The organism is Candidatus Methanoperedens sp., assembly GCA_012026795.1.
Taxonomy (GTDB): domain Archaea; phylum Halobacteriota; class Methanosarcinia; order Methanosarcinales; family Methanoperedenaceae; genus Methanoperedens.
Map to the genome: position 1 here is coordinate 15,899 of VEPM01000025.1, position 22,482 is coordinate 38,380.

Here is a 22,482-nt window from a genome sequence, read left to right on the forward strand (position 1 = left end):
AATAGATATTAAACTATAGGTGCATGATGTACGTATTATCAGAATTGTTTGGCGACTGTCCGCAGGTTAAAATAGTTGAAACTTTTGCGGAGAACTATGAAGATACCTTATCGGGTCCGGATATCGCTCGAATGACAGGTGTGACAAAGGCAACGGTTTATGCCCATATAAATAAACTATTGAAAGAAGATATTATCCGAAAAGTTAGAAAGGTTGGAAAAACTCATCTTTACCAGCTTAATAATGATAATCCGAAAGCAAAGATTGTTTTGATGCTGGAGCGATTTATTGTTTCAGAACGCCTTGGAAAACTTGTCGAAAAAGAAAAAAGAGGCGCTGCTTCCAAAATTATGAGTACTTCACTTGATACTGAAGCTGCAGAGCTAACTTCCTTCTAAAAGTTGGTTTATCGCACACCGTAAGCAGATTACGAGGCAGCCGGATGCGCGCGGTTTGTCCGGAGCTGGGTTTGTGCTGAGGGTGGGATTCCGTAATTGGAAAGGTGGCACAGTTATGCAAGAAAAATTCCGGCTGTCAGGCGCCGCCGGGATGATGCGCATGGAGGCATAGGGGTGTGCGATGAGGGCGCTGGTTTGCGTTATTTGTGTTTTATCTATTCTTTTGACCCAAATATTTGAGGGGGCAACATTCTCATCTTAGGGATGGCGCCGAGGCAGCTGAATGTGTGCAGCCAACCTGCATAATGATATCATAGTAGGGAGAGTTGCAGTGTGAAAGATAAGATTTTATATTCGATAAAGATAGTATTAGTAATATTATGGATTCAACCATCTGCATACCTAAAAGTAAATATAATGAATTATTACAAAAAGTAGACCTTCTTAATACCATAATTGACTCGGAGAACTTGACTTTGGAAGAACTTGAAAGGTTAAAACGAGCGAGGATGGGTCCCGGCATGACCGAAGAGGATTTTCTAAAACAACATCCAGAGCTCAAATAAATATTAAAAATGTACGAACTTATAATAAAAGAACAGTTCGATAAGTCTTTCTCAAAAATAAAGGATCTTAAAACAAAAAAGCAAATCTGGACCAAGATACTGGAACTTAAAACAATGGCTCCCATAGGCAAAAAATTAGTAGGAAATCCATATTGGTCAATACATATCGGAAAATTCAGGGTGATTTATATTTTACACAAACATAGCAGTGAGATCGAAATTGTGGATATATTGAGCAGAAAACACGATTACAGGGAGATTTAATCATATTTTTTGTATTTTGATTGAATTTTTTTAATCCTCTAATAAATTCAGTTAATGTCACTGCAAGAATAATTCGGGCTATCAGGCGCCGCCGGGACGATGCGCATGGGGGCATGAGGATGTGTGATGGGGGCGCAGGCTTGTGTTATTTGTTGGCTTTATTCATTTTTTTTACCGCAAAGCACGCAAAGGGCGCAAAGATTTTGAGGGACGCGCCGGTCTCATTTTAGGCGGCGCATGAATAGGATAAGGGTGTCTTCTGGGTTGTTGATATACAAATTATGGCAAAATTTGGCTCATGACTATTTATGCAAAAGTTCATTAAATTCTTCCACTGTAAGTCCTGCTTGCTTAATTATAGTTCTTAAAGTTCCGCGTGCAATCTCATTATGGTTTGGAATTGTTAGAGCCTGTTTTTCAGGGTTTCTTAAAGGATATGACTTCTGTTTGACCTCGAACATAATATCCGATTTTAGTCAGTGCTTTTATTACTTCTTGTCCAGAGACAATGGGCAATTTGCTCATATGGCAACAGAAACCATTGTTTCTTTAATTCCGGCATGGGGAGTTATCGGAATACCATCTTCCGCCAACATCGATATATGCAACTCGATAGCATCCTTAATGTTTTCCTGGGCTTCTTTTTCTGTTTTGCCCTGGGATATACAGCCGGGTAAAGATGGCACTGTAGCCACATACCAGCCGTCTTCGTCTTTTTCCAGTAATACTTTAAATTTCATCAAAATGCCTCAATTGATGTACATCAATAATATGTATTGAATAGATAAAGTATTTATGGTACCAATTTATGCAAAAATTTCATCGTTTTTCCATTGCACTGGCAGCCGGATGCGCACGCTTTGACTGGCGTCGGGCATTGTGTGATTGAGGGAAGTGCGGAGTCTCCATGCTAAATAATTCGGTCAGGCGCCGCCGGGATGATGTGCTTGGTGGGCATGGAACTGTAAGGTGAGGGCGCAGAGTTGCGATATTTGTGGTTTAATTATTATTTTCACCGCAAAGTACGCAAAGGGCGCAAAGATTTGAGGGAGACGCCATTCTCATTTTTTGGATGGTGCGCATGTTTTTGAGAGAAACAGCCAAGTATATAATATAATTTAGGAGAGTTGCTGAAATATTCGATAGTGTCAGAATATCTCAATTGTAGCTTCATCATCTTAAAATTAACACTGAATTATCATTCTAAGACTCTTCCTTGCTTTGAAAAATCTTGATAAAATTTTTCATAAATTGTTTTGTTTACAGGAAAAGGGAACGATAGAAAACCTGAACCATTGAAATAACCAGTTTCATTTGGGAATGGAAACTCTTTCATAAAAATCATTGGTCTAACCCATTCAAAATTACCTTCCTTGAATGGGAACTCATATTTTGTAGCGGGTTCTTTCCTCACGTATTCAGCGTTAAAACTATACCTTGTGTAATTTGCGCTTGTTCTGGTTAATATTTTAATCGGTTTTATCTCATTTTCTTTAAAATCCATATCCCAGCTATAAATCAAAACGTTTGTTTTATTTAATTTTGTTCTATTTATATCCGGACGAATTATATTTCCATCCACAAGGATAAAATCTGGATTGTTTTGAATCTTATCGAGTAACCAATCTGTTTCGTTCTCGTTAATTATCCAATTTGCGCGATAAGAAGTTATTTTAGCATTTTCTGCATTTTCTAAAATAAGATTTTCATCAATAGTTGTATTAACTACAACACCACTGTAGTCTAATAAAATAACAGTTGGGTTTCTTAACTGTTTATAGCTGAAACTTATTTGTATGTTTTCTATTTCAGAACGACTTTCATAAAAATTAAAGACAATTTGTTTATTAACATCATCAATTTTATACTTATATTTGTCACTTGGATTTATTTTAAAATCAAAACTGTCTTTTGGTAGGAAAAAGGTTTTACTGTTAAATAATTTTAAAGGTAAAGATGTAGGTTTAATATCAATTATTTCCGTGGTTTTTAATACATAATTCGGAGTCTCCAAACTCGCACCCATCAAATAATCTTCTGGAGCATAATCCCGGATAATTTCTGAAGTTAGGATATACGGAATAATATAAATCTTAATAATTAACATAGAGGCTATAAAAGTAATAATTGCAATAACTGAAGCAGTGAAAGTCAGATATGGATTACAATCTTCAAACCATTCTTTACTAAATAGTGTTACTTTTGAATTTTCATTTATTACAGTTTCTGATTTATTAACTTCATTGGCTTTCTTCTTCATACAAATAATTCATCTTAATATGCCTGCAATTTTTTCAATCATCACTCTATTATCGTATACGCCTTCAAATCACTCCCATCTCCGTCAACCTCTCCGGCAAATACTTATCCGTAACATAATCCAGACCCTTCCCCGCAAATGCCTGCTGTTCAGCCTTCTTCCCGATCTTTAGCATCAGGTTTATCTGGTCTTTCCAGTATGGCGTATCAAATCTCGGATCAGTAAGCTCGCTCTCAAGCGCCTTGATGTCCTGGTCATTCAGCTTGTCAGTAGAAAGCTGGTACTCCACGATATCAGATGCCTGCACCCCGATAAATTTCGCCGCAGGCGTTGCCATGAACTCGGATAGATGCGCACTCTTGATGGCGCCGTAGGCTACGCTTGCGTATATGCGAAAGCTCCAGGGATCACCGTCCGTGAATACGACAACGGGCAGCTTGAGTTCCTCGTTCATGCGCTTGATAATGCGCCGGGTACTTCGTGCGGGCTGGCCTTTCAAGTGCACAAGAATGGCATCGAATTTCTCATCAAACCCGTTCTCGATAAGCCTGTCCTGCATACCGCCTGTCTCGATGGCTATAATGAATTTGGCATCATGCTCCACGAACTTTATGGTCTCCACATTATAAGGTATCTGGTATCCTGCCTCGCCAACCTCATCCTGGCAGTGCATGGTGCGGTCGCCGCGCTTTGTTAATTCCTTGATCTTGATAGGTCCGTACAGTGTCGCGCCATTCTCTTCGGGACGGACATGGAAATCCTCGCGCTGCAAGCCAGTTATTATCTCAAGGTCTTCGATCAGGCGGTCGCTTTCTGCCTGTTCGTTGAATTTTGCGACATCCCAGTTTTCGCTGATATAATACAATTCTCTCAGGGTCGAGCTCTTATTCTGGTCAAGATGTCCCTTCATCAAGAGTTCCACCACATGCGATGTCTTAAGAAGCTGGGTTGCGCCCTTTACGGTTTTGGCGCTGCGCATGCTCTCGTTATCACCATAAACCCATACGTCGCTGTCCGTGTTCAATTCGATGTTCTTCTTGGTTCGCGAGGGCAGCGTGATATGAGGAATGGTCTCGCTCTCAAATTGCTCATAGAAATCCTGGATGAGTTTCTTTAAAGTCGTCTTTGAGAGGGAATCCCGTATCTCCTTATTGCTTTTTTCAGTTTCATTCATACGTTGACCGCCTTTGCGCCTGTAATAAGTTCGCTCTCAATGCCCTCGACCACAAGCTGTGGCAGTTTTGCCGCCTCTTCAAGAGCGATATCCAGCCTGTAGATGATGGCTTTCTGCTCACCCGGTTTAAGAGAGACTTTCCACACATAATCGACCTGTTTTCCCACAGGGATCTTTTTTGGCTCAGGACTTGGCGATACGATAGAATACGGGAGCGTCTCATGAAGATTAAAATGATGCACCGAATCCCCATGATTTTTAAAATGTATCTCTACCTCGCACCCGTTCCCGTTCTGCTTTACCACGCGCTGGCAAAATACATTTCTCATTATTTTTGCAACGATCGGCGTAATATCAGGTGTGGGGCGCTCTAATATCTCTCCCACTTTCTTTGCAATGCGGGGCAGGATAGAATAGATTATTTCTTCCTTTTCACGCCTTTTTTCAAGATTATCCTGCCTTGACAGATAATTCTTGAGCCTTCGCGCCACATCCTTGAGCGCAAGTTCCACCTCACTTATGATTTCAGGTACATCTGCTATTGCTTCTTTTGATTCGGAAGTAAAAGGGATATGTGTTGATGCCACATGCACCAGGATTATTACAGGACCGATAGGCAATGATCCACCTGGCTGGTTTAACGAATAACCCCTCCAGTTAAGATTCTCAATCGCATGTGTTATGGCGCATGCTCCCTGCTGGTATAAAAGAGGCACACGATTTGCAAATCTTAGAATCTCTACCTTTTCCTCCTTTGGGAGATTGCCGCCATAAGCAATGCCAGCTTCCACCTGGAATGGATGGCCGTTATGCACAGACGCAGGACGCGTGGTAGTTTCAATGAAATCCACAGTATGTTCCTTCCCCACACCTTTCCGGATAAGTTCCTCGGTTATGGGAGACAGGCAGTCAGTGGACGGCGCCAGTATCCTGACGATCTTGAATGCCCCGTGAAGCCTTTTTGCTTCATCCAGCTTGATCGCTTTTGGATTTGTTTCAGGATCCAGGCTTGCTTTCATGCAGATCTCATCAGCGGTTTTTGGTCCCATTCTTGAAAATGAGCTTCGCAAAAACGAATCAAGCCTGTCTGTTTCACAGTACCGCAGCATCTTCATTAACGTACCAAGCTCAATGCCATGAGGATGCGGCAGTATTTCCTTAGCCTGCAAAGGCAGTTTGTCGGTCGCCCTTTCAAATATTATCTGGTTATTATCAGGTTCAATAAGAGTTATGCGGGCATGGGGATTTACAATCGCCGTATCCTTCAGGTATTCGTAAACAGATTGTCTTCGTCCCCTGGCATAGGAAGCTTCCATCTCAAGTTCAAGACGCGTTCCCCGCATCCTGTCCCAGTCCACGATCTTATCGACAAGTATCTCAGGTTCGTTGGTATGGGTGTTTATAAGCAGTTCAAAATAATGAGCCGGAGCATCGCGATCTATTTTGGAAATAATCTTTACGGGCCTGCCTGAAGTTAACTGGGAATAAAGCACGGTTGCAGAGATGCCGATGCCCTGCTGCCCGCGGCTTTGTTTTACCGCATGAAAGCGTGAGCCATAAAGCAATTTTGCAAAAACCCTGGGGATCTGTTCCTTTACGATCCCGGGCCCATTATCCTCAACTATCAGGGTTAAATTCGTTTTAGATGTATTTTCAAGTTTAATAAAAATATCAGGTAAGATGCCCGACTCTTCACAGGCGTCAAGGGAATTATCTACCGCTTCTTTTACGGATGTTAACAGGGACCTTGTGCCTGAGTCAAAACCCAGTATCTGCCTGTTCTTTTCAAAAAATTCGGCGATACTAATGGCCTTTTGCTTTTTTGCCAGTTCCTCTGCAATGACCATTAAGCATCCCTTAGAGTTCAGCACCCACTATTGTTTGAGTGGCCGTGATGTTTTCACTTTCCCTTATCGTATCAACGAGTTTGTTTAATGCGCTCAGTCCCTCAACATTGCTTATGACAACAAAATCATATTCTCCGAACACATGATATACGTCTTTGATTCCTTTTACTTTTACAAGCTCATTATAAGCTGCTTTTTCCTGCCCCGGTACTACATTCACAAGTGTTACTCCGATTACCAATTCTTATCACTGGTCCTTTGATATTTAATTCCAATTATCAACAATGATAACCTTAAGTACTAAAAAGGTTTGTATATAATGGGAGTTTGGGTTTTCAGATTAAGTCAATATACTATCTATCAAGGAAAACCTCATATATAATAAATAACAATATCCTTATTAAATAATCTAGGGTGTGTGTCTATGAGATCAACAAAATCGGTGTGCCCTGAGTGTCTTAAAGTTATCGATGCTTCGATAATTGAAGAGAATGGAAAAATGGTTCTTGAAAAAACGTGCACAAAGCACGGTCATTTCAAGGATATCTACTGGTCTGATCCGGAGCAGTTCAGACGTTTTGAACATTACTGGCATGATGGTGGCGGTGTAATGAATCCAAACGGACCTGATGGGAATTGCCCCCAGTCATGCGGGATATGCACGTCTCATAAAACAACTACAATTCTTGCCAATATTGATGTAACAAACCGCTGCAACCAGGCATGCCCTGTATGTTTTGCCAATGCTTCAGCATCAGGTTATCTTTATGAACCAGCGCTATCCCAGATCAGGGCAATGATGCAGACGCTTCGAAATGAAAAGCCAGTTCCCTGCCCTGCTGTCCAGTTCGCAGGAGGTGAGCCCACGATGCGCGAGGATATTGTGGAGATCGTGAAGATGGCCCGTGAATTTAATTTTACGCAGGTTCAGATGGCAACAAATGGGATTAAGCTTTCAAGGAGCCTGGAATTATGCAGGCAATTAAACGATGCAGGTCTTCATACTGTTTACCTGCAATTTGACGGGGTGACCGAAGAACCCTATATCAAGAACCGGGGTTTCAATGCGCTCCCGATAAAACTCAAAGCTATCGAGAATTGCAGAAAAGGGGGGCTTACCAGCGTTTCTCTTGTGCCCACACTTGCAAAAGGTGTAAACGATATGCAGGTAGGCGATATTATCCGCTTTGCAGTAAAGAATATGGACACTGTAAAAGGAATCAATTTCCAGCCAATTTCATTTACAGGAAGGATACATAAAGAAGAGAGGATGGAAAAGAGGATTACTATTTCGGACTTATTCAGATTGATTGATGAACAGACAGGAGGGGCGATTACTGCGGATGATTTCTATCCGGTACCCTTTGTGGTTCCGATTTCTCATTTTGTGGCTGCAGAAGAAAGAATCCCGAATATTGAATTTACGGTTCATCCGCATTGCGGAACAGGCACATATATTTACATTGAAAACGGGAAAATAATTCCTATAACCCGCTTTATTGATGTGGAAGGGCTTCTTGAATACATTGATGACCTGGCCTTAAATGGAGATAAATGGATTGGCAAGTCTCTTGGAAAAATAAAAAGGATAGGAAGTCTTATATCAGCATTACCCAGATACATTGATGCCTCAAAGGCGCCAAAATCGATCGATGTGAAAAAATTATTTATCGATGTCCTGAAGGAAGGAACAGGGGAAGCTACCAAGGAATTCCACAGGCATACTCTTTTTATCGGCTCAATGCATTTCATGGATCTGTATAATATGGATCTTGAGAGGATCAAGAGATGCGGGGTTCATTATGCAACACCTGATGGAAGGATAATCCCTTTCTGTACTTATAATACCATCCACAGGGCACAGGTGGAGAAAAAATTCTCAACACCATTATTAAGGGTAAGAGCATGATGTGTCATAAGATTTAAAAATGCCCATTTCTAATCCCTTTTCTGATTCTATTTCAGACCCTGTTTATCTTAGCAGGTACCTGAAAGTGGTGAGAAATAAACTACCATCCCATTTCCTTATTTCACAATCCATACATGTTGATTTCAGCCGGGATTCGGATATTCATGAGCTATGGAGATTACATGAAGGGGCCATGAAATCATTCCAGGAAAGATTAGATAATATAAACTCTGTCGAAGAACTTCTTCCGCGTGCAGCATCTTCTCTTCTTGACCTGAAAGTTGCTATTGCCGATAAAATTCTCCGGGATTGCTGTTTCTGTGAACGCAGGTGCGGAATAAACCGGAAAAAGAAGGAAACAGGATATTGCAAGATGGATGCTGTCTCCCGATATTCTGCCGAGTTCCTGCATCATGGTGAAGAACCGGAACTGGTGCCTTCACATACGATATTTTTTACGGGCTGCAATTTTTCCTGCGTCTATTGCCAGAACTGGCAGATCTCGACAGCGCCGAAAAGAGGTATTCCAATATTGCCAGAAGAACTTGCACACAGGATAACATTGCAGCGGGCATACGGTTCAAGAAATGTAAATTTCGTAACGCCCACGCCGCATACCCATACGATCCTGAAAATCCTGAATGCGCTAAAGATCAATGTTCCTGTTGTATGGAACTCCAACATGTATTATTCCAGCGAGGTCGCAAAGCTCCTTGAGGGTGTGGTAGATGTGTATCTCGGGGATTTTCGATATGGGAATGATGAGTGCGCCCTGAAATATTCAAATATTCCTGATTACTGGTCTGTTGTCACACGAAATTTCAAGACCGCGTATATCAGGGGTGAAATACTGCTGCGCCATCTTGTTATTCCAAACAATATCGAGTGCTGTACAAGACCTGTCATTGAATGGACAAAAGAGAATATCCCGAAGATAAGGTTTAACCTGATGTTCCAGTATTCTGCACATTACAGGGCAAATGAATTTCCTCAGATCAACAGGGCGCTGACAGGTGAGGAATGCCGGAAAGCGGTTGATATTTTGAAAAAATCGGGACTTGCGGATGTAATTGTTTAAGTTTAACATCCGGACATATCCTGGAATGTGTAGTCCTGAAGAGATAATCTATTTAAATCAGAATTACTATCATATTAAATGATAAGGGGAGTTTAATAGTTATGGTAAATAAAATCGCTATAGCATGCCAGGGAGGAGGTAGTCATACAGCCTTTACCGCAGGCGTGCTGAAAAGAATTCTAAAAGAAAATGAGAAAAAGTACGATATTATAGCTCTTAGTGGAACATCAGGTGGCGCTATTTGCGCTTTATTGACCTGGTATGGGCTATTAACAGAAGGCAGCGATAAGGCGATCAGGCTGCTGGAATCGTTTTGGAAAGATATTTCAGCAAATACATTTGGAGATCTGCTTTTGAATGAATGGATCGTTGAAACATCTTATATCCAGGATAAAATTTTAGTCCCGCAAATAAGCCCATATGATTTCCCATCTTATTATCAGGATTACCTGAGGAGCCTTATTGAAAAGCAAGTGGATTTTGAAAAAATTAATGAATTCAAAAATCCAGGACCTGAATTGATTATTGGGGCAGTTGATGTTTTATCAGGTAACTTCAGTGTGTTTAAGAATTCCACGGTCAATTCTGATGTGATCATGGCTTCGGCTGCAATACCAACTTTCTTTCGGGCAGTACCTGTTAATACATATTTGTTCAACTGGGATGAAATTCCGGGAAACGATAGCGTAAGATTTATTGACTTTCTAAAAAAGAATTATGGTATTGATTGGTTAAAAACAGCAAAAATTGAAAAAACCGATGAGAATAAGATCATTAGAGCATCTACTGAAGGAAATTATCTATCTCTGAGTCTTAACAATGAAAAAAATAAGGTAAACCTTAGAATAGATGATGGTAGAACCGATGAATTCATTGTAGAGAGAAATAGTACGTTAAATGTTATTATGAAAAGTCAATACTGGGACGGTTTGTTTTCACAGAATCCTCCTTTACGGGATTTTGTTGATGGAGTTAATGTAAAACCTGATGAGATATGGGTAATACAGATCAATCCAAGAACAATTCCAAAGTTACCGGTATCAGTAGGAGCTATTCGAGATCGGCGAAATGAACTTGCCGGTAATCTTTCATTATATCAGGAGTTATATTTTATTGAAAAAGTAAATGAATGGATAGAAAAGGGATTATTAAAAAAAGGAAAATATAAACGCATTAATGTTAGATTCATTAAAATGCTCCGGGAACTGGATGTTGAAACAAAGATGGATCGAAACCCGAAATTCATAGAAAATATGATGAACTATGGTGAAGAACAGGCCGGGGAATTCATAAAACAGCTGCCATCAAAACCCATCAAAAAAGAACCATTCAGTAATGTTATATATAAATAGTCTTTGATTCATCTAATTTCCGTTCATGGTATGAAAAACCCGGCAGCCGGGTTTTTCATGTTCTTATTTATGAGCTACAGTTGATCGCCGACTTTGCGAGGATCAAATCATACATCGCAAAGCGTGCCAAGGATATTTATAGTAATGTTACTTTATTAATGTCGTCATTGCTATGAGCGAACTTGGTTTCTTGAGGGATTTTGTCATTATTTTTAGTGCTGCTATAGCTATTAATTTTTTGTTCTATCGTCTTCGCATTGCCCCAATTGTAGGTTATTTGATCGCAGGAGTACTGCTTGGTCCTTCGATGCTTGGCATCATATATGATGTGGAACTGATCGAAATTCTGGCTGAAGTCGGTGTAATTCTATTATTGTTTTTGATCGGTATTGAATTCTCGATTGAAGAACTTTTCAGGATCAATCGTTCGGTGTTTCTTGGCGGATTTATCCAGGTCTTTTTAACTACTGTAGTGGTTCTGTTAATTTCTCTTTCCTTCGGTATTTCCATTGAAAAAGGTATTTTTATGGGCCTTCTGGTTGCAATGAGCAGCACAGCTATTGTATTTAAAGTTCTCTCAGACCGTGGTGAGATGGACTCTCCGCAGGGCCGGATTTCGGCAGGGATCCTGATATTTCAGGACCTCAGCGTTGTAGTATTAGTTTTGATTTTGCCAATGCTGGCAGGAAGATCCGGTTTTTCTGCTTTTAATGTTTTATCAAATCTTTTCTGGGCATTTTCTATAATGGGCATTGTTATCGTAGTAGCCAGGTTTGTTGTTCCTTTAATACTGAACAATGTAGTACAGACACACAGCCGTGAGTTATTTTTGATCAGCATTGTCCTGATCTGCATAGGAACTGCATGGCTAACATCGCTTGTGGGTTTATCGCTGGCACTTGGAGCTTTTCTTGCAGGTCTTGTGATCTCTGAATCGCAGTACGGGCACCAGGCATTCAGTGAGATACTTCCTCTTAAGGATATTTTCGTTATTCTTTTCTTTGTTTCAATTGGTATGCTGCTGGATATAAATTCTGTAATTCGCAATCCACTTTATGTACTTCTGGGGGTGCTTGCAATTCTTGTGATCAAATTTATTGTTGGGATGCTTGTACCTGTTGTGCTGGGTTACCCGCTCAGGATAGGAGTACTTGTCGGAGTAATCCTTTCCCAGATAGGTGAATTCTCTTTTGTACTCTCAAAGGAAGGGATAAATCTTGGTTTACTTTCAGGCGATGATTACCAGGTTTTTCTGGCATCTTCGATCATTACAATGATGTTCACCCCATTTATGATACAGGGAAGCGGCAGGTTTTCAGAATATTTTGAACGTCTGCCAATATCCAATACCCTGAAGTTCGGGCGCTTCCATGAAAATGTCCTCAAGAAACCAGAGCTAAAAAACCATGTTATTGTTGTGGGTTTTGGCTTAAACGGGAGGAATGTTTCAAGAGTTTTATCGGCATCCGGGATTCCCTTTGCTGTTCTGGAGATGAATCCTGAAACTGTGCGAAATGAAAAAAAACGAGGTGTTCCAATATTTTATGGTGATGCTTCCAAAGAGGCGGTACTTGCGCATGTTAATTTAATTGGCGCGTTGTCTATCGTAATTGCTATTTCTGATGCCTCTGCCACGCGAAGGATAGTAGAACTGGCAAGGAGGATTAATCCCCAGGTGTACATCATTGCAAGAACCCGTTATACAAAAGAAGTAAATCCGTTGTATTCTCTTGGTGCAAATGATGTCATACCTGAAGAGTTTGAAACCTCGATTGAGATCATTTCAAGGGTGCTGCATCGGTATTTTATTCCTGTGAACGAGATAGATAAGCATATCAGTGAAATCCGCAAAGGTGGTTACGGGATATTTCGCAATCAGGAGCAAAAATATACTGTATTTCCGGAATTGAAACAACAATTGCCTGATATTGACATCGAGACCGTCAGAATAGAAGAAACTTCACAGTTGGCAGGAAAGACCCTGGCAGAGGTTGGTTTAAGAAAGAATTATGGGGTTATGGTACTGGCAATAAAGCGCGGAAGAGAAACTATAACCAATCCTACCGGTGATATTCGATTGGATGCTCAGGATATTGTTATTTTGATCGGGACAAGGGACAGTATCACAAAAGTTTCTTCAATAGTTTTGGCATCGGCTGAATAGTGAAGATAAAGAGAAAAAAGAAAAAAAAAGTCCTGGAAAAAATTAAATTTTCAGGACAAACAGGATGACATAGTAAACAACCATTATAACTATGCCAAGCGGCACACCAAGTTTTGCCCATTCTTTGCTGGTTATACCCAGCTTATTTGCTGATATGATATTGGGAATGTTCCCCGGTATAAGCATACCTCCTGCGATCAAAAGTCCCATAAGTGCGGCATTGATCTGCAAGGTCGCCATGCCTTTTGTTATCTCGGCTGAAGCAAGTGTGGCATTATCCAATATTGCTGAAACTGAATTGACCCAGTACAGGATTTCAGGTGACAGCGCTTTAATGTACCATTCAATTATTGGGGTAAACCCGATTCCAAGGAAAACAAGCGCCATTACAAAGATATACACTTTGAATGCCCGAATCCCGACATCTTTCAAGGTTTCTTTTTCTTCTGCAGCTTCCAATGAATCTTTTGCTTTTTCTTTTTTCCCGACAAAGAAAATGCTGAGAATTCCCAGGGCAAGTACTCCCGGAATGATATATTTTCCGATCTGATCAAACAAGAACCAGAAGTCTTCCTGCAATTTTGTCTTTATCACAATTGTGGACAACGGCTCGCCAACAGGAGTAAGTGCAGCCCCAAGACCAATTGCAAAACAGGCGATAATCACAAGATTGATCTCGGTTTTGCGGTTCAACTTCAAGGCGCTGACCAGTTCAACTAAGAGCAATGCAGCAATAATCGCTGTTACAATGCTTGATAAAATTCCAAGTATAACTACGATCAGGAACACGAAAACTTTTAAAGGTACCTTTTCAAGTATAGAATCCGTAAAACCCTTGAGACTTTTGCGACCATAATGGAATAACAATCCTGCTATCAGAACGGCCAGTGTGATCTCTATCGGGTCAACAATTGCTTTTTCAATAAGTGTCAGGTTCCAACCGGGTGCGATCTCATCTGCTGCTACCGAAGATACTTTCAATAAAAAGTGATCCAGTGTAACCGCAAGGATACCCATGGAAAACAGGAATGCTTCAAGATTATGTTCAATTTTTTTAACTAAAAACGGTCCTAATAATACTATCAGGAATATGACAAACAAACCTGCTGAAAGTGTCATATCCTTTGGTGGTAGTTCCATACGATTGCCTCCTATAACAATTTTTTCACGTTCAGAACGTGTTTGTTCTTAACTTTTTTGGTTTGATCGCACAGGAATTTATGCAGAATATCCCGAAGACGACAGACTTTACTTCATTTTGCAGGAATCAGAAAAAATTACACCCCCACATCCATCTCCTCATCCGCCCTCACTTCCGGCGCCCTGTGCTTTTCCTCATACTTCCTTTCTGCCGCCCAGATAGCCGGTGCATCCTTGCTCCTCCCTTTCGTATCACTCGTGAGTCTCTTTCGAATCTTAACCAGCGCAGGCGTATTTATCGCCACCCCTGAAATGACCGCCTGGCCTTTTGCAAGGGATGGCAGCTCCATGATCAGGTCCCTGCTTGCGGATTCAATGCTCTGGGCTATCTGCTGCTGGTCTGTGGGATTTACGATTCGCATCGTTATCTGGGTCATGCATTGCGACAGGGAATCCGCATCCAGTTTGCTGGGGCGCTGTGATACGAGACATACGCCTATCCCGAACTTCCTGCCTTCGGAAAGAATGGTCTTTAAGACGCTCTTGGATTTTGCTTCGCCGCTTTGCGGAGCGAACCTGTGAGCTTCCTCGATCACCAGAAAGACAGGATAGGGGAGGAATTTATCCACATGGGATTCATTGTACCTGTTATTCTCTGTGCCTTCGCGCGCATCGAACAGGCGGCGCAGCATTACCGAGGCGATCAATTGCTGGAATGTCTCTTCAATTCCTGAAACATCCATTATTGTGAGCTGACCCACTTTGAAATAATCGGCAAGGGGGATTGTCTGGAAATCATCGAAAATGGGTGCGTACAGTTTCCCGAACCTCCAGTTGATGCCTTCGATCGTGGACTCGTTATTCTTATCCCGGAGAGCCTCTATCTCCTGTTTCAATTCATTGCGGATGAACTGTTTCTTACTATTATTCTTCAGGCTATGAAAAGCCGAACGGAACAGTGTCTTCATTTTATCAGACATCGTACCGTCATCCATAATGCTGATAAAATCACTGATAAGGAGGTCGCTTATCCTGATCTTTATATCTTTTGGTTTAACTATCTTTACTTTCGGGCGGTAAGTTGCAGTCACAAATTCTGCGTTGTTTGAAATTTCAAGAAGCGTGGAGTATTCCCCGTGAGGATCAAAAATAAGAACAGGGGCCATGTTATAAGGCTTCAACAGTTCTTCGACCAGAACGCCGACAGTATATGATTTCCCCGCGCCTGTGGATGCTATCACCGATATATGCTGGCTCACAATATCACGTACGGATAAAACGATCCCTGTCTTTTCACCAAGCACGTTCCCGATCAGTGCAGAACCGGGATCTCCTGCTTTTACTTTACTTATATCTTTCAGGACATCCTCGCCCGCGCGGTCGATTTTCACGCCGCTGGCAGGATTTGTCCTGGGATTTATGAATTCACCCATCGATGCATCAAAAAACCCAACGACTGATGTTGAATATGAATAATATTTGAAATCCTGGAGATCAAACCCATAAAACGCCGAAACGTCATCAGGAGAAAGCTCCATATCCATAAGGAATTCCTGCGGATACTGTTTGAGGGGCACTCCATATTTCACCCTGCACAGGACCTTTCTTTCTCCTTCAAGATAGAATGCGAACATCCCTGCAGGGAGCCGCTCGCTTGAAATGAATGAAAATCCCTCTTCATCCGAATGATTGACAATCCCGATCATAAATCTCTCTTGATATATTTCCGAACAAGCGTAAGCATGGCTTTGCATTCAGGGCACTGCGCCTCGATCTTGTCGGCCATCGTGATGAGGACGTCCTGTGAAAGAGCATCGCTGTTGGAGTGAAAATAAGCAATACAGGGCTTCCCGTTCATAAAATGAAATGACTTTAATTCCTCATTGTCCAGCATTTCGACATTATCCCTCACATCGGGCGGTGAATCGATATCGTATTTTACAATCCCGTTACGGATTATTCCAAGCCCGTGGATAAAATAATAGCTGTTCCTGAAATCCTCATTAAAAGGAGCATATTTGGCCTTCAATTCAGGACTGATATATGGAATAAGGTCTTCTCTTATTGAATTTGTAATGTTCTTAATCACACCGACTATCAATCCGTCATCTTTTTTTATTTTTATGAAACTGCCGATGCGTTCCTTTTTAGCATCAGGCGGTATTTTTGCCACATATGTCTTCGCATCTTCAACCCTGATTATGTCTCCTAATGTCATTTTATCCTCCTATCTGATAATTTTATTTATGACTTTTATGAAAATCCTTTTCACTTCTATGTATCTTTATCCCATGAACCTTACAAAAATTCTCAAGCATCCCGTAAAAAAGCTCATGCTCGTTCGTCCTTATCACCGCCGCATCATGCGCCCGCATCACTATATCGGGATAATTGCCGCGAATGATACATTCTGCCCTGATAAGGTCTGCGATCTTATCAACCATATTTTCTTTCTGGACCCATGCAGGAAATTCCACACGTGCGGGAAGACCATTGCCTGTCCTCATGTAAAAAAAAGCGATGTCCTTATTGAATCTTCCGTAATTATCAAGAACGGATTTTGCCTCATCGCCGCGCCTGTCATCGCGGTCACAGAGAAAAGCCGCTGTCCGCTCTCCCCATAACATATTTGAAAAAAGATGCGTATCTGAAAGTTTACTTTTCCTCAAACCGAAAAGGAAATGCATCATAAGCGTAATGTCCCGCGGCATGGTAGTATCAATAAAACCGATCACGGGATTTCCGGTTTTTTCCGAAGTTTCAAACAGTTTCATTATTGATTTTATATAAATTTCCCTCGTATTTTTGTTCAGAACGTTAATATGCGAAAGAATAAGCGCTCCATCAAGCAGTATAAAGATACTTTCATATTCATTCATCAGGCGGGCAATCCCATCGCATTCCATGGAAAAACGGCGCGCATCGACGTATTCGCTTCCGAAGGAATAAACGCTTGCCTCTTCAAACTCATCCGGCGTGATTATAATTGCATCAGTTTCCTGCTTATAATCCATATTTTCCGTGTGCCTGTTAAAAATACGTGAAACCTGAATAACAGCAAGGGGTATCTCATAATTCTTATCCGAATATATCTGGCTCCCATCCACAGCCCCAACAGGAATACCTGACAGCACAGAATCAACCCATACCATCGCATCCTTGCGGTTTTCCCAGTTGAATGGGAATGGATGAATGAGTTTTCCCGGCTCAAGAAGCTTCGCGCCACTGTAAGACGGAAGGTTCTTATTAAGCCCCATGTTGATTATGTTCAATTTATCAAGTTCGGTCCTGTATTCCCTGGTCAATTCGGAGAGTTCGGCATCATAGGATTTTATTGCGGAAAGCTTCTCATCGAACTGAAGGGAGATATTTTTTAAGTCGAGCATGATTCAACCCTGCTTTCGCCATCGATCTTCTGGACCTTCACTACGTGCGCGTATTTTTCGTTGAAAGTATCATCATGGGATATGACGAAAACCTGCTTGAAACCTTTGATCCTGGTTATCTGTTCTGACAGATTCTCCCGCCTTATTTCATCCATGTTTTGTGTGGGTTCATCGAGGAATACAAAGTCACAGTTAGAGAGATTCTTTAGAAGCGCAAGCCTTACAGAAAGGGCTGCGCTCATGCGCTCCCCGCCGCTTAACTGCTTGAAGGAGCTTATTTCCCCGCCAGACCCGATCTCAATATCATAATCATTTGTCCATCGAAGAGATGCGCTATGATTACCCATTATTTCACAATAGATATTGTTTGCTTCGCTGCTGATCTCCCCGATAAATTCATTTATGACGAATTCCGAAGAGGATTTAATAGTGTCACGGATGAAATTTGAGAAGGACAGAAAATCCTTTTCTTTTTCAAGATTTCTTTGATTTTCCTTTATTTTGATGATGAGGGATTCCATCTCCGAAAGTTCCTTTGATATTTTTTGTAGGTTCCTGTTCTTCTGTTTTATGGCTTCTGTTATACTGCTTGCGGTTTTTCCAATATCATCAAGTTGCAGGATAGTCTCATCAAGGTCAGATTCTTTGAATTCTTTTGAAAGCGCCTCATGGTTGCTGACCGATATGTTTAAAGAAGCACCGGCTGCAGCGATGGTATTTTCAAATTCCAGTGTTTCCCGTGTATATTCATCGAATCTGGATGCAAGCGGGAGAGCCTGCAAATATTTATTATGCAGGGGTTCAAGTTTATTTATTTCTTCTTCAAGCGCTAAGATAGTTCCATCAAGCCCTTCGAATTTCAAAAGATTTTGTATCAATACATCCCGTTCTTTATTGCTCGAATCCATAAGCTCCGGTACTTTTTCAAGTGTTTTCAGTTCCTTAAGGTTTTTCTTGATATTTTCATCCAGCGCTTCAAATTGCTTATCCGGAGATGCTAACGATTTCAGGTCCTGCTTCTTTTTTTCCATCAAATTATTAACAAGTTCGATTTCCCCTTTTTCGCCTCCTAACGAATCTTTCAAATGGAACCTTTGATTGAGTTCATCAAGTTGTTCCAGACAACCATCTATCATTTGCGGCACATCCTTGTGTGAACCAATATCTGACCTTTTTGAATCAATGAGATTTTCAATTATGACAATTTGCTGCGAAGGATTATTGAGATCTTTCAGGTCTTTTTCGCTGGATATTATCTCTGAAGCAATATTCTTGATATGGTTATTAATAGAATCGATCTCAACGTTAAGGCTGGATTTTTCGTTAATTCCGGATAATCTTTCCTGTATTCCAATAAATGCTGCAGGAATATCAGGTAATTCTTCAATGTCCTTGTTTTTTGAGACTGCCAGTGCCGTAATATTTTGAAATTCAGTGACGGATTTTGTGAAGTCATCAAATTCCTTTTTTTTAGATTGCAGGTTCTGTGATATCTCTTTGAGTTCTTCGTCGCTTCCTGTTAATGGCCTGGTGTATGATGAAGATAAAGATTCCAGTTTTTCCCGGATTGCATCGATTTCTTCTTCAATTCCTTTATACAACTCAAGGTCCTTCTTTTTTGATCCGGCCAGCACAAGTTTTTCCTGTGTCTTTTTTCGCGGATCACCGAGCCGGGAAAGTTCTTTTATGTTGTTTTTCAAACTCGTCTCTAACCCGTCTAATTCCCGGTTCTTCTGATTTAGTTCATCATTGAAATAGATATTAAAATCACTTACCGAGGTACATTTGATGCCATTCAATATCGGACAGACTCCATGCGTTCCTGCAAGCTTCATATTTTTCTTTGTCTGCGTAATTGACGATTTTAAAACTGCATTCTTGCTGTTAAGCTCCTGCTGCGCCTGTTCAAGAGCAGTCTGTTTTTCAGCAAGCGGAATAAGAGATGCGATCTCATTTTCAAGGTTTGTTAACTCTGCTTTGATGGTTTTTGCGCGCTCTTTTTTTTCATGTGCCATCCTTAATTGAAAATTAATAGCAGTGAGTGATTCAAACAGGGTTGATAATTTTTTAATTTCTTCAGAAATGGATTTTTGCCTTTCAATGACCGGAAAAAGTTCATTTTTTCGTGATTCGAGGCGCGCTATCTCATCGCGCAATTTTCTGGCAAGAACTTCCTTTTCTTTTAAGGAAGATATTTCCAGGGACAGATTCTTCAATAACGTTTCGATATCTTTCAATTCTTTAATCCTGTTCTCAAACTCAACCTGCCTGTTTTTCATTGGTAAAAGCATCGATATCTTCTGGTTTTGCTGCAATATCTCCTGTTTCATATTCTCAACAAGCTGCGCTTTTTCCCGAAGGTTTGAAAGACGCGAAATAAGTTCAGTCATCGGTTCTTTTAGTTCTTTTTGAAGAAGTTGTATAGATTCTTCAAGTTTGTGCGCAGCTTCTATCTTTGGAATAAGAAGTTTCTTGTTCTCTTCAAGCCCCTCATTTTCAATAAAAAGCGTTCTTCTGCGCTCAAATTTTTCATTAAGGCGGCCAATTTCAAGATCTATTTTTGCACACTTTTCTTTCAGTTTATCCCGTTCTGCACGTGATATATTGAGTTCTTTTAGCTTTCCCGACTTTTTATGGAACTCTTTTTCAACTGGCTCAAGTTCATTTTTGATATCCCTTGCATATTTAGCCCGCGCAAGGTCAGAGCGCGCCTTTTCAAGCTGTTTTGAAAGACCTGCAAGATGTATCCGTTCATTTGCGATCTGAGTGTTAAGAGCATCCAGATGTGCCTTCTTCTCTGTAAGATCTTTTTTTTTCAGGGTAAGTGCGGAAATCCTCTGATTTAATTCGTTGATCTCTTTTTTCAACTCTTCTATCTCAGTTTGCAGTGCTACTTTTTCATTTTTCAATTCAGGATACTTCTCTGTGCGGGTTGCAAGCGGGATGAGTTCTCTTTCCATTTCCTCGATCGTCTTTTTTATCGCATTCGTTACAGGAAGCAAATTATCAAATGCCGTCTTATATTCTTCAACTTTCAAAATATTATCAAATATGATCTTCCGGTTTCTTGCAGCCTCAAGAAAGGCAGTGGTAAACGTAGCCTGCGGCACACCTATGGCATTCTCAAAAAGCGCTGGCAGTTCTTCTTCTGACCTGATACTTCGGAACATATTGCCTGCAAGCCATGCCTGGACATCTTTTTTTCCCTTTATCTCCCCAATGGGAGTCCTTATGAAATAATCGCTTCCACTTCCGATTTTCCTGTGTATCGTATATTCTATCTCATCTTTTCCCTCAATAGTCACTGCAACAAAGCCTGATTTTTCGCCATGGCGCAGGAAATCCCCGTGGTTAAATGGCAGGAAATCAAAGAGCGCATAGCCTATTGCTTCAAGTATGGTTGTTTTCCCGTGCCCGTTCTCCCCGCAGATGCCGTTTATGCCTTCAAAAAATTCAATCGTTTCATTTGAGTAGGATTTTATTTTTTTAAGCTCCAGGGATTTTATGAGCATTATTCCTCCATGCGGGAAAGCAGGGTTTGCTGCTGTGCCTGGCGTTTGCCGTTATTCCTGACAGTTTCAGATGCAGGCGGGCGTATTTTTTCAAAACACCACCTGAGGTCGGTCCTTATTTCATTTTCTTCAATTCCCGCAGCAGCCTTCTTTTTGACATCGATCATGGTATTTACTATTGTATCGACGTTATCCCTGAACCTGGCGTCAAGTTTTACTCTTTCGGAAAAGACACGTTGTTCGATCTGCTCGCGTGAAAGCCCCCGTACATCACCCTCATTGATAGTATATTGTGAATTGCTCTTCTCTATTTTAACCTCGCAGGCAAGGGGCTTGAATTCTTCTTCCAGCATTTTCTTTATATGATCTATATCGATATCCGATTTAGGAAAGTTCAACTCGCCGTACAATAAAAGTTCAACAAGAGGTTTATTATCAGAAAGGGTTGCAGGCTGTTTCTTCAGGATATTCCCAATATTTAAATAAAGCGCAGCAGGATTGGCAATACCACCAACATCCATTTTCATTCTCCTGACTGGCCTGGCCATCGGTGTTATGAGTTTTGCGCCGCTATCTCTTACATGATAGAAACCCTTGGGCAGCCCGTACTCGTTCATGGATATCATTTCAATGCTGCCGGAATTGTATACCCAGCTATCTACTTCATACTGCATATGGTAATGCCCCAATGCAAGGTAATCCACAACTTCTTTTAACTGCATAAGCGAACTGTAAGGAATTTCACCGGCTTCTGCCTGCTTTACCTGTCCTTCCATCCCAAAATGCATCATCAGGACAGTATATTTTTCCCCATTAGCCGATGTAATTTTTCTAATTTCATCTGCTATCTGGGGAATTATTGAACTGGTGTTGGAGCCAAGGTATCTTACTCCAAAGATACGGACTTTTTCAAGCTCGACATAATCCCCCATGAGCTTTACGCCACTTACACCATCAGCTTCTTTTAGCCTGATGAGTCTTAGCAAACCCTGTGAATTCAATATCTCAAGCCAGCTTTTCCCATCCTTGTGAAATGCAAGGTCATGGTTTCCTTCGATGGCATAGACCTGTGTAGACGGACTTCTGTCTTTGAGTTCACGGAGGACTTTATATGCCTGTAGATAGGTAGGCGCATTTATATTCCTCTTATGAAAAAGGTCGCCTGATATAAGAATGAATTCAGCCCTGTGTTCAATGGCATATTTTATGACAGATTGGAAAGCACGGGCATAATCACGGAAGCGTTCTTCAAGGCCATATTGTGCATAGCCCAGATGGAAATCGCTTGCATGGATGAAGTTCATGTGGTGTTAAGATGTTGTTAGGGGTTAAAAATTGTTGCGGGGGCGGATTGAAAGTGAAGGACTTTTCTTGATCAATTTATTTATACTCAATAAATGCCTTTCCAATATCTTGGAAAAGTTTAAGTTCT

General features: G+C 41.0%; 17 protein-coding genes and 1 pseudogene. 6 read left to right on the forward strand and 12 right to left on the reverse strand.

The window, feature by feature from the left end; all coding sequences use genetic code 11:
- Window positions 1–23 precede the first annotated feature (23 nt).
- On the forward strand, window positions 24–398 hold the full coding sequence (locus FIB07_12630) for a helix-turn-helix transcriptional regulator (protein NJD53700.1): 375 nt from the start codon (window positions 24–26) through the stop codon (window positions 396–398).
- 575 nt (window positions 399–973) lie between these two features.
- Window positions 974–1,228 carry a hypothetical protein gene (locus FIB07_12635; GenBank protein NJD53701.1) on the forward strand — a complete coding sequence of 85 codons (255 nt, stop codon included), beginning with the start codon at window positions 974–976 and terminating at the stop codon, window positions 1,226–1,228.
- Window positions 1,229–1,530: 302 nt separating this feature from the next.
- Here FIB07_12635 and FIB07_12640 read toward each other — a convergent pair.
- The 6 genes and pseudogenes from FIB07_12640 to FIB07_12665 all read right to left on the reverse strand — a co-directional run bounded on the left by FIB07_12640 (window position 1,531) and on the right by FIB07_12665 (window position 6,750).
- Window positions 1,531–1,753: pseudogene (locus FIB07_12640) on the reverse strand (addiction module toxin, HicA family).
- Window positions 1,750–1,968 carry a type II toxin-antitoxin system HicB family antitoxin gene (locus FIB07_12645; protein ID NJD53702.1) on the reverse strand — a complete coding sequence of 73 codons (219 nt, stop codon included), beginning with the start codon at window positions 1,966–1,968 and terminating at the stop codon, window positions 1,750–1,752. The pseudogene FIB07_12640 and the gene FIB07_12645 overlap by 4 nt, the downstream one beginning before the upstream one ends.
- 458 nt (window positions 1,969–2,426) lie before the next feature.
- On the reverse strand, window positions 2,427–3,488 hold the full coding sequence (locus FIB07_12650; protein NJD53703.1) for a hypothetical protein: 1,062 nt from the start codon (window positions 3,486–3,488) through the stop codon (window positions 2,427–2,429).
- A gap of 64 nt (window positions 3,489–3,552) precedes the next feature.
- Complete coding sequence (locus tag FIB07_12655) at window positions 3,553–4,662, reverse strand: DNA topoisomerase IV subunit A (protein NJD53704.1); 1,110 nt, start codon at window positions 4,660–4,662, stop codon at window positions 3,553–3,555.
- Entirely contained in the window at window positions 4,659–6,509 is a 1,851-nt protein-coding gene (locus tag FIB07_12660; GenBank protein NJD53705.1) for a DNA topoisomerase VI subunit B, read from the reverse strand. Before FIB07_12660 ends, FIB07_12655 begins: the two co-directional genes overlap by 4 nt.
- Before the next feature lie 10 nt (window positions 6,510–6,519).
- Window positions 6,520–6,750 (reverse strand): Lrp/AsnC family transcriptional regulator, encoded by a 231-nt coding sequence (locus FIB07_12665; protein ID NJD53706.1) that lies wholly within the window; start codon window positions 6,748–6,750, stop codon window positions 6,520–6,522.
- A 183-nt stretch (window positions 6,751–6,933) separates the two neighbouring features.
- Here FIB07_12665 and FIB07_12670 point away from each other — a divergent pair, with 183 nt between their 5' ends.
- From FIB07_12670 to FIB07_12685, 4 genes are all read left to right on the forward strand, one after another.
- Window positions 6,934–8,418: a radical SAM protein gene (locus tag FIB07_12670; protein ID NJD53707.1), complete on the forward strand. Its 1,485-nt coding sequence runs from the start codon at window positions 6,934–6,936 to the stop codon at window positions 8,416–8,418.
- A 49-nt stretch (window positions 8,419–8,467) separates the two neighbouring features.
- Window positions 8,468–9,496: a radical SAM protein gene (locus FIB07_12675; GenBank protein NJD53708.1), complete on the forward strand. Its 1,029-nt coding sequence runs from the start codon at window positions 8,468–8,470 to the stop codon at window positions 9,494–9,496.
- A 101-nt stretch (window positions 9,497–9,597) separates the two neighbouring features.
- The gene (locus tag FIB07_12680; protein NJD53709.1) at window positions 9,598–10,848 is read left to right on the forward strand and encodes a hypothetical protein; all 1,251 of its coding nucleotides are present in this window, start codon (window positions 9,598–9,600) and stop codon (window positions 10,846–10,848) included.
- Window positions 10,849–11,020: 172 nt separating this feature from the next.
- The gene (locus tag FIB07_12685; GenBank protein ID NJD53710.1) at window positions 11,021–13,012 is read left to right on the forward strand and encodes a potassium transporter KefB; all 1,992 of its coding nucleotides are present in this window, start codon (window positions 11,021–11,023) and stop codon (window positions 13,010–13,012) included.
- A gap of 42 nt (window positions 13,013–13,054) precedes the next feature.
- On the opposite strand, the gene FIB07_12690 is transcribed toward FIB07_12685, so the two are convergent.
- From FIB07_12690 to FIB07_12715, 6 genes are all read right to left on the reverse strand, one after another.
- Window positions 13,055–14,152 (reverse strand): DUF1646 domain-containing protein, encoded by a 1,098-nt coding sequence (locus FIB07_12690; protein ID NJD53711.1) that lies wholly within the window; start codon window positions 14,150–14,152, stop codon window positions 13,055–13,057.
- 137 nt (window positions 14,153–14,289) lie between these two features.
- Window positions 14,290–15,906 (reverse strand): ATP-binding protein, encoded by a 1,617-nt coding sequence (locus FIB07_12695; protein NJD53712.1) that lies wholly within the window; start codon window positions 15,904–15,906, stop codon window positions 14,290–14,292.
- Window positions 15,855–16,370: a hypothetical protein gene (locus FIB07_12700; GenBank protein ID NJD53713.1), complete on the reverse strand. Its 516-nt coding sequence runs from the start codon at window positions 16,368–16,370 to the stop codon at window positions 15,855–15,857. Before FIB07_12700 ends, FIB07_12695 begins: the two co-directional genes overlap by 52 nt.
- A gap of 22 nt (window positions 16,371–16,392) precedes the next feature.
- A complete protein-coding gene (locus FIB07_12705) occupies window positions 16,393–17,538 on the reverse strand; it encodes a DNA double-strand break repair nuclease NurA (GenBank protein NJD53714.1) in 1,146 nt (381 codons plus the stop codon).
- Window positions 17,526–21,050 (reverse strand): hypothetical protein, encoded by a 3,525-nt coding sequence (locus FIB07_12710; GenBank protein ID NJD53715.1) that lies wholly within the window; start codon window positions 21,048–21,050, stop codon window positions 17,526–17,528. The genes FIB07_12705 and FIB07_12710 overlap by 13 nt, the downstream gene beginning before the upstream one ends.
- The gene (locus FIB07_12715; protein ID NJD53716.1) at window positions 21,050–22,354 is read right to left on the reverse strand and encodes an exonuclease SbcCD subunit D; all 1,305 of its coding nucleotides are present in this window, start codon (window positions 22,352–22,354) and stop codon (window positions 21,050–21,052) included. The genes FIB07_12710 and FIB07_12715 overlap by 1 nt, the downstream gene beginning before the upstream one ends.
- Window positions 22,355–22,482: the final 128 nt, after the last annotated feature.